We start from the raw sequence: 15,296 nt of genomic DNA, 5'->3' as shown, positions 1-15,296 counted from the left end.
CAGACATGGTTTCTTCTTCCGTTCTTTCTCATCCGGGTGCTTCGCCCGTGGCGCTAAAGGATTCCGCGGGGTCGGCTAGTACGCCGCCCAGCGGTATTCTGCGTGCTCGCGCGCGTAACCGCCCGGTATCTACGGCGCAGAAGAAGCTCCCCGCCTGGCCTCTGCTGGCATTGCTGTACGGCTTCCCGGCGCTGTGGGCTTTGGGTGTGCTTCAGATTGCACCGCTGGTACTGGCAGCGATCATGCTTTTTTACCTCATTATTCGAGGTAATGTGCGTGTGCCCGGCTCCCTATGGGTGTGGGGCGCATTCTGCGTGTGGGTTGTTGTTGCGGCCCTTGCGCTGACCCGTTCCACCGACATTATTGGTTGGGGTCTGCGCTTTGTAAATATTCTCAGTGCCGGCATTTACGCCCTGTACTACTACAACGCGCGATCCTCTATTAGCATCAATAGGCTGCTGGGTGGTCTGGCGACTCTGTGGGTGACCCTGATTGTTCTGGGTTACGGTGGTGTTCTCTTCCCCGAGTTCCGTCTGCGTACTCCGATGAGCTTCATCATGCCTGCTGGTTTTATGCAGAACCCGCTGGTGCGCGACTATATGCTTCCTCCCCTGGCTGAGGTTCAGCGTCCTTGGGGTGCGCCCGAGGCGTATATTCGCCCCTCCGCGCCCTTCCCTTACGCGAATAGTTGGGGTCTGGCGTACACCCTGCTCACCCCGGTGATGCTGGCGTGTTTGCTTCGCTTGCGTTCCATCTGGCTACGTATTGCGTTGCTGATCGGTATGGCGCTTTCTACCGTGCCGGCGATTGCGACCAGTAACCGCGGTATGTTCATTGGTCTGGGTATCAGCGCAGCATACGTACTACTGCGTCAGTTCCTGGCGGCTAATTGGCGTGCGGTGGGTATGGGCGTTGCGGCAATCGCAGCTGTGGTTATGACGCTCTTTGCGTCGGGCACCGTGGACAATATTCTGGGTCGTCAGGACTACTCGGACTCCACCGGTGGCCGTGCGGCGCTATACAGCGCCACCTGGAAGGCGACCTTGGAGTCCCCGATTATTGGTTACGGCACTCCGCGTATGGAACCGAGCATTGGTGTGTCGATGGGTACCCAGGGTTACCTGTGGACTCTGATGTTCTGCTTCGGTTTCGTGGGCCTGGCCCTGTTCGCGCTCTTCATGGTGTGCACTGTGGCAAGCGGCGCGCGAGTGAAGACTACGTCCGGGTACTGGCTGCATAGCGTGCCGGTCGCATGTTGCGTCGTCTTTATCTTCTACAGTTTCGATATTGCTCAGCTGACCATTCTGATGCTCGCATCGATGGCGTGTATCCGTTCCATCCGGGATGGTGAGGGGCTATGACGAAGAATCAGTCCCCTCGTGGTTTAGAGACTTCTGCGGTTTCATCTTTCGAGGATGCGTATTCGACGGGTGGTCATCCTAGCCGCCGTGCGCGTCTGCGTGAGAGCGGCGAGTACGTGGAGCCGGTGACGGAGCAGGCTGAGCCTGCTGCTGATGAGTTTGCTCCGACGGTGGACGATATCCGTTCCGGTCGTTTTCCTGCGACCACGGCGCTGTCGATTGTGCCTCCGGCTCGAGGCTTTGCTTCTGAGGAATCGTTGCCCGATTCTGTGGAGGCAGGTTCTTTGGGGTCAGGTACTTCGGCAGCAGGTTCCTCAGCGGCGAACGCTACCGCTGTAGCGGGTGCTCATCTGGCTGGTTCCCGGCGGGTTGCCCCGGCTACTGCTGAGTCTGTAGAAAAGGCACAGGAAGAAAAGACGCCGAATGAGAAGGCTAAGCCTTCCGCGTCAGGTGCTCAGGCCGATAGCGCATCCGCGAAGAGCGTGCCGGTTAAGAAAGCTCCCGGAAAGGCTAAGCAGCCCAGCCTCGCGAAGAGCGGCTCTCTTGCTTCTCTGTGCGTGATGTACGGCGCGGGTATCGCGTTTGTGACCACGATGGTGGTGTCGAACGGTATTGGTGCTGAGGGTTCGGGCGAGTTTTTCCGTCTGATGGCGTTGTTCGCGATTGCGATTTCGCTGGTGACCTTCGGCGCGGATACTGGCTTGGTTCGTACGATGAGTGCGCAACGTGCGCTGGGTCGTTACGGTGTGCTTCCGCAGCTGATCCGTTACGGTCTGATTCCTTCGCTGGTGACTTCGGTGCTTCTGGTGGCGGGTGTGTACATCTACACCGAAATGGTGCCGATGGCTCCGGAGTATCAGGCGGCGATGCGTGTCAGCTCGGCTTTCGTGCTGATAGCGGCTCTGATGACGGTGTTCTTCGGCGCTCTGCGTGGCCTGCATCGTGTGGTGACTTTTACGGTTCTGCAGAATGTTCTGCTTCCTACTCTGCGTTTTGCGGCGGTGGGTTTGGTGGTTCTTTTCTCGGGTCAGCTCATGGATTTGGTGTACGCCTGGACCATCCCGGTGGCGATTACTGCGGTAGTTGCCCTGTGGCTTTTGGAGCGGGCGTTCCCCAACGAGGAGCATGTGGAGGTTCTTCCTTCTGAGGATTCTCCGACTGAGACGTTCCGTTCGTTCTGGGGTTTCAGCTCTGCACGCGGTGTCGCAACCGTTGTGGAAACGATTCTGGAGTGGATTGACGTGCTGGTGGTGACGGCGTTCTTAGGTGCTGCTGCAGGTGGTGTCTATGGTGCTGTGAACCGTTGTGTTCGTGTGGGTGCCATGATTGAGCACACCGGACGTGTGGTGACCGGCCCGTCGATTAGTGCGGCGTTGGCGACTCGTCAGCTCGATCGTGCTCGAGAGATTTTCCTATCGACTACTCGCGTGTTGACTGCTCTGTCTTGGCCGTTCTACCTCTCCTTGGCGTTCTTTGGTCCGGTTCTTCTGGGCTTCTTCGGTAAGGGTTTTGAGGCTGGCGCCGGTATTCTCTGGGTGATTTGCCCGGCGGCGATGCTGTCGATGAGTGCCGGTGGTGTGCAGTCTGTTCTGCTGATGAGCGGTAAGAGTCGCTGGCAGCTGTTGAACAAGCTCTCCTCGCTGGTGGTGGCTGTGACTTTGAACTTCACCTTGGTTCCGGTCTGGGGCCTGTACGGTGCGGTGACGGCGTGGGCATCGGCTCTGCTGATTGATACCTTCCTGGCGAGCTACCAGGTGTTCCGTTTGGTGGGTATTCGCGCTTCGGTCCGTGAGATGGCTCCTTCGCTCTTCTTGGGTGCGGCTGTTCCGACGGCGTGTGCTCTGGTGTCTTTGACTTTCTTGGGTCAGAGCGTATTGGGCGTCATCGTGTACGTGGTGCTACTGGTGCCGGTGTACGGTGCGGTACTGTACCGATTCCGTAAGGCTCTCGGTATTGAGCGTTTCCTTTCCGCCCGCCGCGCGAAGTCTTAGCCTTCCGCTTCTTCTACGTTTTTCTCCGATATATAGTGTCCGTTTCTCTTCCTCTAGGATGTCCTCATGGATAACACCTCTCATTCCTCCTCGGTTACCCTTGGCAGCCAGGTACGTCGCATTTTCCGACACCCTCTGCTAATTCTGCTGTCAGTCGTGGTTTTCGCTGTGGCGGGTGCCGTCTACGGCTACATGACCAATAGCAAGTACACTTCTAAGGCTTCGCTGGTTGTTTACCCGCTGGTGGTTGATCCCGCCGGTACCGGTAGCGCTAACTCCGCGAAGGTGGATATTGCGACCGAGTCTCGTGTTGCTTCCTCTCGCGAGGTTGCACAGAACGCGGCAAAGTCTCTGATTGCTAATGGCGATACCCTCTCTGAGGCTCAGCTGACCAGCCGCCTCATGAACTCCGTCAAGGTGACCGGTACCTCCCAGACTGCTGTTCTGGATATTGAGGTGACCCGCCCCAACGGCACGGATGCGGCACGTTACGCTAACGCTATGGCGAACGCGTACCTGCAGGTTCGTTCCGAGTCGCTGAAGAGCAGTGTTGATTCTGCTCTGCACCAGATTGATGAGCAGATTTCTGCCCTCGAGGGTGACAATAACCGTGCGGGTCTGCTCTCTCAGTTGCAGGACCGTCGCGCTCAGATTCAGCTGACTTCCACTACCGGTGGTCGCGTGATGAGCGAGGCTCAGGTTCCTTCTTCTTCCTCAGCTCTCGGCCCGGTGAAGATGGGTATTGTTGGTGCTGTTGCCGGTCTGCTGATTGGTGCTGTGCTGGCGTACGGTCGTGACCGCACCATGCGTCACGTTGGTTACGCTGATCGCCTGGAGGATGCTGGTATCCCCGTTCACGAGCTGGGTTCCACCTCTGAGGCGAATGACGCGTTCATGCTGCTGCGCACCATCGGTGCTCCTGACGGCGATGTGAAGAGCGCGGGGGCTTCCGGCATTGTGATTCTGCCCGGCACCGACCGCGGTGTTGAGCACCTGTACCAGATGCTGCAGCGTGTTCTGCCCACTGAGTACGCACGTTTCACCGATTACGCTTCGGTTCGTGACGCTCTGACCCGCCACACTCCCGAGTCGCTGGTTGAGAAGAGCGAGACTCCTCTGGTGATTAGCCTGAGCACCGCTACTCCCCTGTCGACCCAGCTGCGTTTCGTTCAAGCTGGCGGCGTGGCTCTGATTCCGGTGACTGCGGCTACTTCTCTGCAGCAGGTTCGTGAGCTCTTCGCTCAGCTGGATCAGCTTGAGGGCGTGAACGCTCTGGCTGTGTTCCTGGACCGCGAGTAATTGCGGGTAATCGGGTTTCTGTTGATGGATGCCTCGCTTCTGTGCGGGTTAGTCCTTCGTCCTTGAGCGTGGGGTGAGGTAACGCCTGTTGAGGCGGATCTGTTGCGGCAGGTCTGTTGATACAGGTGTTGCCGGACCCGGCAGCTCACCCTTATCTTCTCTTCTTATTTTTCTCTTGTATTGGGGCTTTAGGAGAACACTATGACTGAGGCAACTTCCTCTCAGGCACCGAAGAAGAAGCTTCTGCTGGTTTCTAGCAGTGGCGGACACTTGAAGCATCTGACGGCTACTTCTGCTGCGTGGCAGGATTATGACCGTGTGTGGGTTAGCTTTAAGCAGCCCGATGTTGAATCTTCTCTTGCTGATGAGAAGACCTATTGGGCGTATTACCCGACCACTCGAAATATTAAGAACGCTATTCGTAATTTGTTCTTGGCATTTCGTATTTTCCCGAAGGAACGCCCGGATGCGGTTGTTTCTGCGGGTGCGGGTGTTGCTGTTCCTTTCTTTGTTGCGGCTAAACTTTTTGGCGTAAAGACTCTTTATATTGAGTGTTTTGACCGCCCGACTCTGCCGACGATGACCGGCAAGATGCTGTACACCTTTGCTGATCGAATTATTGTTCAGAGTGAGGAGCAGCAGGAGAATTTCCCTGATTCTCGTGTGATTCATCCCATTTTCTAAGAGTGATGAATTTATCCTGGAAATGGCGTCCCCGTGTGTGCTGGGGGCGTTATTTTCAGGGTATAGTATTTATTAAACATACAGATACGCATAAGTCGTGCGCTCCACTGTGGACTCACCATCCAAGCGAACTAACCACTCGCCAGAGAAGCGTATGCGGAGATTACTCACCATTTTCTCCGGCACGACGCCGCCGCGTATACCCATGATGCCCTCCGGATTTTTGCGTCAGGTATACGGGGTTACTACCGATAAATACATAGAGAGGAATAGGCGATGTCTATTCAGAACTTCCCCCACGTCAGTGTTGATACTTCCAAGTTCGACCTGCCCGTATTTACCCCTGCCGTCGCGCCCGTTCGTATTCCTACCAAGACTTACGATTTGGTGGTGTCCCTCGGCACCGACGTTCACACTTTTGATCGTCTTCTGCGCTGGGTTGAGGCTTACCTTGAGGCTCACCCGCAGGTCACCTGCCTCGTGCAGCACGGCCACACTGCGCCCATTAAGCACGCAGACAACCTTAAGCTTCTTCCCGCCTCCGAACTGCTGGACTACTACGCAACCGCACGCGTAGTGCTGGTTCAGGGCGGCCCCGGTTCCATCCAGGATGCACGCCGCACCGGCGCTCTGCCCCTGGCTGTTCCGCGCCGCGCAGAGTTCGACGAGGTCGTTGACAACCACCAGGTCCCCTTCACCGCTCTGATGGAGAAGCGCGGTCACGCTGTTGTTGTTGAAAGCCGCGAAGACCTCTTCGACAAGCTGGATTTTGCTCTGGCGAACCCCTCTCTGTTCCGCACCGCTGAGCCCTACATCTCCACCCCGGAGATTTCTGCAGCGCAGCTGGGCGAGGAACTGCAGAATCTGCTCGCTGGCAAGACCCACCGCAAGGATTCCTTCTGGGGTCGCCTGAAGCAGGCTGCTCGCGCACACCGTGCGGGTAAGGCTGAGATGGCTCGCATCGACGCAATGGCTCCTAGCACCTAACCAGCGTCTAAAAGCTTTAGCTTTCTAAACCCAGCATCCTTAGTGATGCGTTGTGGGAGCCACTCGGAGGTGTTTCCCGCATTTTTAGACCGGCATGCGAATCCTCCACCCCCCTGTGAGAGGCTGCGAACGTTTTCCCTTGTTCACGGCATATTCTCAGGTGGATTCGCGTCTTTACATTGGTTGCGAAACCCCGCGCACCGTATCCTTAGTAAGGGATAATGCGCGGGGTTTTCGCGCACTACGAAAGGAACAATTATGGCAGTTCAGGAATCGACCGTTATCAACGCAAGCGTTGAGCAGGTTATCGAGGCGTTCTCCAGCGAGGACTTCGCACGCTTCGTCTGCTCCGAGGTTGGCGTTGAGTTCAACAGCTTCTCCGTTTCCGGTGACACCTCCGCTGAGTTCACCGCAACCACCGAGCGCACCGTGCCCGCTGATCGCGTACCGGACATCGCTCGTAAGTTCGTCGGTAGCGGCGTCTCCATGACCCAGGTGGACACCGTGAGCGCACCGGCAGCTGATGGTGCACGCACCGTCTCCACCGAGGTGAAGGTCAACGGCGTACCCGTGTCCGCTCAGGCTACCCAGCACCTGATTCCCGAGGGTGACAAGACCCGCCTGGACGTCAACGGTGAGGTTTCCTGCTCCATCCCGCTGGTGGGCAAGAAGATTGCTGCCGCTGCTGAGCCGCAGGTTGGCCGTGTGCTGAAGGTTCTGGGCACCTCCGCTGAGAAGTGGCTGGCACAGCGCTAAAGCTTATGAGACGCTCGCCTTTGAGGTGTAGCTGATATACGGCTAGATACGCCAATATACAGAGGATCCCCGTCGTAAGTAATTACGGCGGGGATCCTCTGTTCTTTATGTGTCTCTATGAGCTCTAGCGCCCTGATAAGGGCCTATGCACGTTAGGAAGCGACAATCGCCTCGGAGTACTCGCGCTCACCGAGCAGCTCGGCGAAGCGGCGCATCTCTACGCGCAGGTCGTGCTCTGCTTCGAGCAGGTCAACGACCTTGCGGAGCTTGGTGCTGGAGGTGTGCTCGGTGTAGGGGAAGTAGTGTACTTCCACGCCGACCTCTGCGAAGCGTGCTTCGAGGGCGTTGCCCTTGTCGGTGCCCTTCCAGTCATCGCCCTTGAAGAAGACGTTGAAGGGCTTCTGCTTCCAGGTTTCGAGTTTGTCGGGGGTGGTTTCGACGTGCACTTCGTCCACGTAGTCGATGTGGCTGACGATAGCGGCACGCTCTTCGATGGGGATGACGGGACGGCGGCCCTTGGTCACTTCCAGGACGTCATCGTGCACAACGCCTGCAATGAGGTAGTCGCAGTTTTCCTTGGCCTTGCGGAGAATCTCGAGGTGGCCGTAGTGGAAAAGGTCGTAGGCGCCTGCGGCGTAGCCAATAATCATGGGGCTTCCTTGTGGTTGGTAGCGGCGATGGGTATTCCGGTGTGGTTGAGGTACCGGAGGGTGAGAAACATATCCGCAGTCTGGGGTGAGAGCCTAAGAATAAGTGAAGAATGTGCAATATTGAGAAAATATTTTCTTATTATTGCCCTATTTCTTCTCTCTGTCGTCCCAGAGTATGCGGGTCCGAAAAGAGTTTCTCGAGGGTGCTGGTTGGGCGCCCTTCGTCCTTTTATTTTACCAGTCACCTTTTTGGAGGAAAAAGGGAAAGATATAAATATGAGGCGGATACAGTGTAGTATCCGCCTCATATTTTCTATACGTCGCTTGAAATCAAAGAAAGCTTATATAGATAAACAATTAACCGCTAGATTTTAGCGAAGAGTTTTAGCCAGTATTTTCTGCAGGCTTTGACCGCACATGCTTACGTTCTCGTGCAATATTTTAGGTTGAGTAGCCATTCGGTATTTTCGATTGGCGTTCAAATACTAGCTACTCCCCCGCCGTTTCCGCCTACATTCTCAGCGAAGAGTTAGTTCTTGGCTGCTGCTTCCTTGGTAGCTTCTTCAACAGCAACCCACGAGAGCATTGCGCACTTCACGCGCGCCATGAACTTCGAAACGCCAGAGAATGCCGCCATGTCGCCGTACTCCTCTTCGTCCAGAGTCACCTTGCCACGCGAGCGTAGCATCTCACGGAACGCATCCACGTGGCTCTGCAGCTCGGAGATAGTCATACCGGGAGCCATCTCAGAAAGCACAGAAGCGGCAGCCATCGAAATGGAGCAACCGTCGCCTTCCCAAGAGATTGACTCGATGGTCTTCTCGCCATCCTTCAGCTCGTCAGAGAGCACCACGCGCAGGTTGATTTCGTCACCGCAGGTGGGGTTGTACTGGTGGTTATCGGCGCTTGCGTGACCGGCGGGTACCTCTACGAGGTGCTCGCCGCTACGCTGCTTGGAATGCTCCAGAATAATTTCCTGGTACAGGGATTCAAGAGACACGGTGATCTTCTTCCGTCAGTTGGTATGCTGAAAAATTGGGGCGTTAGCTTCTAACGCGTCTGCTTTAAAAGCCGAAGTAGGGGCGTACCTCGGCGAGTGCCTTCAGGAAAGCGTCCACATCTTCGGTGGTGTTGTAGATGTAGGTGGAGGCACGGGTCGACGCGGTCACGCCGGCGTAGCGGTGCAGCGGCTGGGCACAGTGGTGACCCACGCGCACGGCGATGCCCCGAGTATCGAGCAGCTGCCCCACATCGTGCGGGTGCACGCCGTCGATTGCGAGGGCTACCAAGCCAGCACGCTTGGAGGGGTCGGCGGGGCCGAGCAGACGCACGCCTTCAATCTTCTGAACACCCTCAACCAGGCGAGCGCCCAGTTCGTGCTCCCAGGCCTCAACATTCTCCATACCCAGGTGCTGCAGGTAGCGCACAGCGGCGGCGAAAGCTACCGCCTGGGAGACGCGCTGGGTACCCGCCTCAAACTTAATGGGGGCGGGCATGTACTCGGCGTCCTGCAGACCCACGCGGGTAATCATGGAGCCACCGGTCAGGAAGGGTGGCAGAGCCTCAAGCAGTTCCGCACGGCCGTAGAGGGCACCGATACCGGTGGGTGCCAGCATCTTGTGGCCGGAGAACGCCGCAAAGTCGACGTCCAGGGCGTGGAAGTCTACGGGCATGTGCGGCACGGACTGGCAGGCATCCAGCACAACGAGAGCGCCGTGCTTACGAGCCATGGCGACCATGCGGGGCACGTCGGTAATCGCGCCGGTCACGTTCGAAACGTGGGTGAACGCCACGATGCGGGTCTTCTCGTTGATGATGCCCTCGGCAGCTTCGTAGTCGAGCTGACCGTCCTCGGTGGAGGGAATGTGGCGCAGGGTTGCGCCGGTACGCTGGGCAAGAATCTGCCAGGGAATGAGGTTCGCGTGGTGCTCAATCTCGGTGGTGACGATTTCATCGCCGGGGCCCAGCGCGAAACGCTCAGCGGCGGGACCGCCAATACCCTGCGAGGCGTTACCAATGGAGTAGGCAACCAAGTTCAGTGCCTCGGTTGCGTTGGAGGTCCACACGATCTCTTCGTCAGTGGCACCAACAAAGTTCGCGACGGTAATGCGCGCATCCTCAAACAGGTCGGTTGCTTCGACCGCGAGGGTGTGGGCACCGCGGTGTACTGCGGAGTTAGCGTGCAGGTAGAAGTCGCGTTCTGCGTCGAGCACCTGAAGGGGTTTCTGGCTGGTCGCCCCCGAATCCAGGTAAACCAAGGGATGCCCGTTGACCTCGGTGTTGAGGATCAGGAAATCCTGGCGAAGCTGGCGTACGATGTCGTCGCTCAGCGGGGTGTTGGCGGGGGTGGAGTATTCAGCCACGGGTACCTTCTTCTCTCGCTCATACGCTCCACGGGTCGGGTATTTTCCTGTCGTGGAGCGTATAACGTCATTCTTTTCTAGCTTATTCCCTCACCGGGCTCTTGCATAGTTAGGTAGAGCCTAGTTCACGCATCGGCCCGCATCATGCGTCACCCCAGTTCCGCATTTACCCGGCACAGGTCATAGGGCTAGGAGCCTGCTCCGTGGTAGCGCTGCTGGGTTGCCAGCAGGCCTTCCTTCACGAGCATCATGGTTGCATCCGCTGCGTTTGAGATGAGGAAGGGCAGGTCCTTCGCTTCGGTGCTGCTGAAGGGCTTGAGCACGAAGTCTGCGGTGTCCATGCGTCCGGGAGGTCGACCGATGCCGGTGCGCACACGGTAGTAGTCCTTGGTGCCCAGTGCCTTGGTGATATCGCGCAGACCGTTATGACCGCCCTCTCCCCCACCAATCTTGAGCTTAATGGTGTCGAAGGGGATATCGAGTTCATCGTGCACAACAATGATATGGTCGGGGTCGATACCGTAGAACTTGGCGACGGCGCTGACCGGGCCGCCGGAGGTGTTCATGTAGCCGAGAGACTTCATGAGGATGACCTTGGGGCCACCAAAACCGAGGCGCCCCTCCACCACAACCGCGGAGGCCTTGGAATGCTTCTTGAAGCTGCCGCCAACTTCCTTGGCGAGCTCGTCCAGAACCATCTGACCAATATTGTGGCGGGTTTTCTCGTACTCCGGGCCCGGGTTCCCCAGACCAACAATGAGCCACGCATCAGACATATCTTCGCCCTTTCCACGGCGCTGTAAAAGGTTTTTTAGAAAATTCATGGACTACACCATTCTATGAGTATGGCCCGCTACCACCTCAGAAGAGAGGTAGCGGCGGGCCATCCACAGATCACTGTTGCGCTAGGCGCAGGGCGCGGTCTTAGTGCTTTGAGTTATCTGAGTCGTGAGCTTCGCCAGCCTAATCTGATTCCTCGGAAGCTTCAACGATGTCACCCTCGGGTGCGTTTTCGCCTTCTTCACCGGGCTCGGGAACGTCGAGTTCCTCGGGCTCAGAAACGTTAACGATCAGCAGTTCAGCGTCTGCAACCAGGGTTACGCCTGAGGGCAGTTCAACATCTGATGCCAGAACGTGAGCGCCAGCTTCGCGGCCTTCGATGCTCACGGTCAAAGCTTCGGGTGCCTTCAGTGCGTCAGCTTCAACCAGAAGAACGGTTTCTTCCTGGTTAGCAACGGCGCCAACAGCGGGCTCGCCTTCAACGTGTACAGGAACCTCGATCTCAACGCGCTCGCCGCGCTTAACGGTCAGCAGGTCGATGTGCTGCAGTTCGGGGCGGATTGCGTGACGCTGGATGTCCTTGATCATTGCGAGGTGTGATTCACCTTCGATGTCGAGGTCGAGGATAGCGTTGGGGACGCGGGCAGCCAGGGTGGTTGCGTGGCCGGGGAGTACTACGTGCTTGGGCTCTTCGCCGTGGCCGTAGATGACGGCGGGGATGTCGCCTGCCATGCGGATGCGGCGCGCGTAGCCCTTGCCGAAGTCGCTACGTACGGTAGCTGAAATTTTGATGGTATCTGACATGAGTTGTCCACCCTTTCTTGGTTAGAAGTTATGCGCCAAGTGGAATAGGGACTGGCGCCAGAAATCTCTTTCCAACCAGCCACCGTCAGTTACGGACCTACACGTTTCGTGTATTCCACCGCCTTGGCCAAGACAATATTGTACAGGTTCCCGGCTCTTCTTCAAGGGCCGGGAACCTGTGATATGGCGCTTTTCACGCCTTTTATGCTGTTGTCAGCAGATATAGGGCCAAATCCTAGAGGATTAGGAGCCCATTTCTGCAAGGTAGGCGGCGAGCGCCTCGCGGTGATCGCGCGGGGTGAAGCCTGCAGCAATCAGCTTGGACAGGTCCATTGCCGAGTTCGTCGGACGGTGAGCGAAGAGCTCAGCGTTGGCGAAGTATTCCTCGCTGGTGGTGTCGCTCACTCGTGCCGGGTCGTGGCCGGTGCCCTCGTACACTGCACGAGCGAACTGTGCCCAGTTGATGACTTCACCGGTGTTCGACACGTTGTAAGTGCCGTATTCAGCGCCGGAGAAGAGCAGGTGCAGGGCTGCTGCTGCCAGGTCCTGGGTGAAGGTCGGGCGGCCCCACTGGTCGGCGACCACGGAGGGGTCGATACCTCGCTCAGCCAGGGATGCCATGGTGCCAACGAAGTTCTTGCCAGCGCCAACAACCCAGCTGGTGCGCAGGGTGTAGTGCTTACGCCATGCGGTAGCGGCAACCTCACCGGCAGCCTTGGACGCGCCGTAGACGCTCAGCGGTGCCAGGGGGTAATCCTCCGGGTATTCCTCGCCCAGGGGCAGGGATCCGTCAAAGACGTAGTCGGTGGATACGTGAACCAGCGGCAGGTTAGCTTCTTCACAGATGGAGGCAAGAGCGCTCACGCCCAGGGCGTTAGTTGCCCAGGCGTCGCGGCGACCCTCGGGGGTTTCTGCCTGATCCACTGCGGTGTATGCTGCAGCGTTGATGACCGCGCGGAAGGAGCGCCAGCGGAATGCGTCGCGCCACTGCTCGGGCTTGCCCAGGTCGAGGCGGTCGCGATCCACAGCCAGGAAGGGTACGTTCTGCTCGGTGAGCTGGCGAACCAGCTCGGTGCCGAGCTGACCGCCCGCGCCAATGATCAGGATCGGGTCGGCTTCCAGGGGCTTGATCTCGTTCAGACGCGGATGGTTACGGTCCTTCTCGGAGAGCTCTGCCTTCGCCAGGTCGATGGGCCAGTCGATTGCGACGGTCTCATCGGCAAGGTTCAGGAAGCTGTAGCCGGATACTGCGTCCGCCGACCAGTGGTCGTTCACCAGGTAGGTGTAGGCGGTGTTCTCTTCCAGGGTCTGGAAGGAGTTACCCACGCCGCGGGGCACGAAGATTGCGGTGTCCGGGCCCAGCTCCACGGTGACGACCTTGCCGAAGGATTCGCCGGCACGCAGGTCAACCCACGCGCCGAAGATACGGCCGGTCGCGACAGAAACGTACTTATCCCACGGCTCGGCGTGGATACCGCGGGTGGTACCTACCGAAGCGTTGAACGAGATGTTGTTCTGGACGGGGTTGAAGTCGGGCAGACCGGCTGCGACCATCTTCTCGCGCTGCCAGTTTTCCTTGAACCAGCCGCGGTTATCACCGTGAACCGGCAGGTCAATGATGAGCAGGCCGGGAATCTCGGTTTCAGTAACCTTCAATTCCTTGGTCATTACTGGCCAGCCTTTGCGTACTTCGCCTCAACCTCAGCCTTCAGGGGCTCCCACCAGCCGCGGTTCTCGGTGTACCACTTAATGGTGTCGGCAAGACCGGACTCAAAGTCGGTAAACTTCGGCTCCCAGCCGAGCTCTGCACGCAGGCGGCTACCGTCGATTGCGTAGCGTAGGTCGTGACCGGGGCGGTCAACCACGTGCTCGAAGTCGTTCTCGTCCTTGCCCATCAGGCGCAGGATGGTGCGCAGAACGATGATGTTGTTCTCTTCGCCGTCTGCACCGATGAGGTAGGTTTCACCAATCTTGCCCTGCTCCAGGATGCGCAGCACAGCAGAAGAGTGGTCGGATGCGTGAATCCAGTCACGAACGTTCAGGCCCTCGCCGTACAGCTTCGGGGTCAGACCCGAGAGGATGTTAGTAATCTGGCGGGGGATGAACTTCTCGATGTGCTGGTAGGGGCCGTAGTTGTTGGAGCAGTTAGAGATGGTTGCTTCAATACCGAAGGAGCGGACCCATGCGCGCACGAGCAGGTCGGAGCCTGCCTTAGTGGAGGAGTAAGGGGAAGAGGGGTTGTAGGGGGTGGTTTCGGTAAACTTTGCCGGATCGTCCAGCTCGAGGTCGCCGAAGACCTCGTCGGTGGAGATGTGGTGGTAGCGAGTGCCGTGCTTACGGACTGCTTCCAGGAGGCTGAAAGTACCGATGAGGTTAGTGTGAATGAACGGTTCAGGGTTGGACAGGGAGTTGTCGTTGTGCGATTCCGCAGCGTAGTGGACAACAGCGTCTGCCTTGCCGACCAGTTCGTCAGCCAGCTCGCGGTCGGCGATGTCGCCTACGATGAGCTTGAAGCGGGATTCAGGAAGACCCTCCAAAGACGCAGCGTTTGCGGCGTAGGTCATCTTATCCAGCACAGTAATAGTATGATCAGTGTTATCGATGAGGTGGTGAACAAAGTTCGAACCAATAAAACCAGCACCGCCGGTAACAAGAATGTGAGCCATACGGTATATTTTACCTGCCTAAATAGCAATTTTTATGCCTCAACGAAGAGATAAACATGACACAATAAGAAGTTATGAAGGGAATTATTCTTGCCGGCGGCACCGGAAGCCGTTTGCACCCTATCACTCAGGGTATTAGCAAGCAGCTTACTCCGGTCTATGACAAGCCGATGATTTACTACCCGCTGTCCACTCTCATGCTGGCGGGTATCCGCGATATTTTGATTATTACCACCCCTACCGATCAGGAGCAGTTCCAGCGACTGCTCGGTGACGGTTCCCGTTTCGGTATTAATCTCGAATACAAGGTGCAGCCTTCTCCGGATGGCCTGGCACAGGCATTCATTCTCGGTGCCGACTTTATTGGCAACGACCCTGTAGCACTCGTGCTCGGTGACAACATCTTCTACGGCCCCGGCCTGGGCACTCAGCTTGCCACCTACGAGCAGAAGGACGGCGCGACCGTCTTTGCTTACCAGGTTGCTGATCCTCGCGCCTACGGTGTGGTGGAGTTCGATGAGGACTTCAATGCACTGTCCATTGAGGAGAAGCCTGAAAACCCCAAGAGCAACTACGCTATTCCGGGCCTGTACTTCTACGACTCGAAGGTTGTAGAGTATGCACGTCAGATCAAGCCTTCCCCGCGCGGTGAGTTGGAAATCACTGACCTCAACCGCGTCTACCTGGAACAGGGTAAACTGAAGGTTGAGGTTCTGCCTCGTGGTACCGCGTGGCTCGACACCGGGACCTTTGATTCACTCGCTGACGCCACTAACTTCATCCGCACTGTTCAGAGCCGTCAGGGCCTGTCAGTTGGTTGCCCGGAGGAAATTGCATGGCGCCACGGTTGGCTTTCCGATGAGCAGTTGCGCGACATTGCTACCCCCCTCGTCAAGAGTGGTTACGGTAGCTACCTGCTCGGATTGCTCCGCTAATAAACACCAGGGGATCTTCG

General features: G+C 57.5%; 14 protein-coding genes. 7 read left to right on the top strand and 7 right to left on the bottom strand.

What is annotated here, in order from left to right; genetic code table 11:
- Positions 1–5 precede the first annotated feature (5 nt).
- The 6 genes from HMPREF2779_RS02875 (at position 6) to HMPREF2779_RS02855 (ending at position 7,078) form a co-directional block, all read left to right on the top strand.
- Positions 6–1,361 (top strand): O-antigen ligase family protein, encoded by a 1,356-nt coding sequence (locus HMPREF2779_RS02875; protein WP_105360776.1) that lies wholly within the window; start codon positions 6–8, stop codon positions 1,359–1,361.
- A complete protein-coding gene (locus tag HMPREF2779_RS09120; RefSeq protein ID WP_233992224.1) occupies positions 1,358–3,352 on the top strand; it encodes an oligosaccharide flippase family protein in 1,995 nt (664 codons plus the stop codon). The genes HMPREF2779_RS02875 and HMPREF2779_RS09120 overlap by 4 nt, the downstream gene beginning before the upstream one ends.
- Before the next feature lie 66 nt (positions 3,353–3,418).
- On the top strand, positions 3,419–4,651 hold the full coding sequence (locus HMPREF2779_RS09115) for a Wzz/FepE/Etk N-terminal domain-containing protein (RefSeq protein WP_049355037.1): 1,233 nt from the start codon (positions 3,419–3,421) through the stop codon (positions 4,649–4,651).
- A gap of 201 nt (positions 4,652–4,852) precedes the next feature.
- Entirely contained in the window at positions 4,853–5,335 is a 483-nt protein-coding gene (gene pssD / locus HMPREF2779_RS02865) for a PssD/Cps14F family polysaccharide biosynthesis glycosyltransferase (RefSeq protein WP_049327955.1), read from the top strand.
- 276 nt (positions 5,336–5,611) lie between these two features.
- A complete protein-coding gene (locus HMPREF2779_RS02860) occupies positions 5,612–6,322 on the top strand; it encodes a glycosyltransferase (protein ID WP_105360775.1) in 711 nt (236 codons plus the stop codon).
- A gap of 258 nt (positions 6,323–6,580) precedes the next feature.
- Positions 6,581–7,078 (top strand): DUF2505 domain-containing protein, encoded by a 498-nt coding sequence (locus HMPREF2779_RS02855; RefSeq protein WP_049327953.1) that lies wholly within the window; start codon positions 6,581–6,583, stop codon positions 7,076–7,078.
- Positions 7,079–7,230: 152 nt separating this feature from the next.
- On the opposite strand, the gene HMPREF2779_RS02850 is transcribed toward HMPREF2779_RS02855, so the two are convergent.
- The 7 genes from HMPREF2779_RS02850 to rfbB form a co-directional block, all read right to left on the bottom strand.
- Positions 7,231–7,728, bottom strand: coding sequence for an FAD synthase family protein (locus HMPREF2779_RS02850; protein WP_005508886.1), 498 nt, complete (start codon positions 7,726–7,728; stop codon positions 7,231–7,233).
- Positions 7,729–8,257: 529 nt separating this feature from the next.
- Positions 8,258–8,728 (bottom strand): Fe-S cluster assembly sulfur transfer protein SufU, encoded by a 471-nt coding sequence (sufU, locus tag HMPREF2779_RS02845; protein WP_049355035.1) that lies wholly within the window; start codon positions 8,726–8,728, stop codon positions 8,258–8,260.
- A gap of 64 nt (positions 8,729–8,792) precedes the next feature.
- Entirely contained in the window at positions 8,793–10,091 is a 1,299-nt protein-coding gene (locus HMPREF2779_RS02840) for a cysteine desulfurase (RefSeq protein WP_105360774.1), read from the bottom strand.
- 188 nt (positions 10,092–10,279) lie between these two features.
- Positions 10,280–10,867, bottom strand: coding sequence for an aminoacyl-tRNA hydrolase (pth, locus tag HMPREF2779_RS02835; RefSeq protein WP_005506954.1), 588 nt, complete (start codon positions 10,865–10,867; stop codon positions 10,280–10,282).
- A 187-nt stretch (positions 10,868–11,054) separates the two neighbouring features.
- Positions 11,055–11,675: a 50S ribosomal protein L25/general stress protein Ctc gene (locus tag HMPREF2779_RS02830; RefSeq protein ID WP_005506952.1), complete on the bottom strand. Its 621-nt coding sequence runs from the start codon at positions 11,673–11,675 to the stop codon at positions 11,055–11,057.
- Between the two features lie 243 nt (positions 11,676–11,918).
- Positions 11,919–13,343, bottom strand: a complete 1,425-nt coding sequence (rfbD, locus tag HMPREF2779_RS02825) for a dTDP-4-dehydrorhamnose reductase (protein ID WP_070686328.1) — start codon at positions 13,341–13,343, stop codon at positions 11,919–11,921.
- A complete protein-coding gene (rfbB, locus tag HMPREF2779_RS02820) occupies positions 13,343–14,341 on the bottom strand; it encodes a dTDP-glucose 4,6-dehydratase (protein WP_105360773.1) in 999 nt (332 codons plus the stop codon). The genes rfbD and rfbB overlap by 1 nt, the downstream gene beginning before the upstream one ends.
- A 74-nt stretch (positions 14,342–14,415) precedes the next feature.
- On the opposite strand from rfbB, the gene rfbA reads away from it, so the two are divergent.
- Entirely contained in the window at positions 14,416–15,276 is an 861-nt protein-coding gene (gene rfbA, locus HMPREF2779_RS02815) for a glucose-1-phosphate thymidylyltransferase RfbA (protein WP_105360772.1), read from the top strand.
- The last annotated feature ends 20 nt before the right edge of the window (positions 15,277–15,296 follow it).

The sequence above is a fragment of the Rothia sp. HMSC069C03 genome (assembly GCF_001811075.1).
GTDB lineage: Bacteria > Actinomycetota > Actinomycetes > Actinomycetales > Micrococcaceae > Rothia > Rothia mucilaginosa.
The sequence above is the reverse complement of the archived record's forward strand: the minus strand, read 5'-3'. Positions and strand labels throughout refer to the sequence as shown.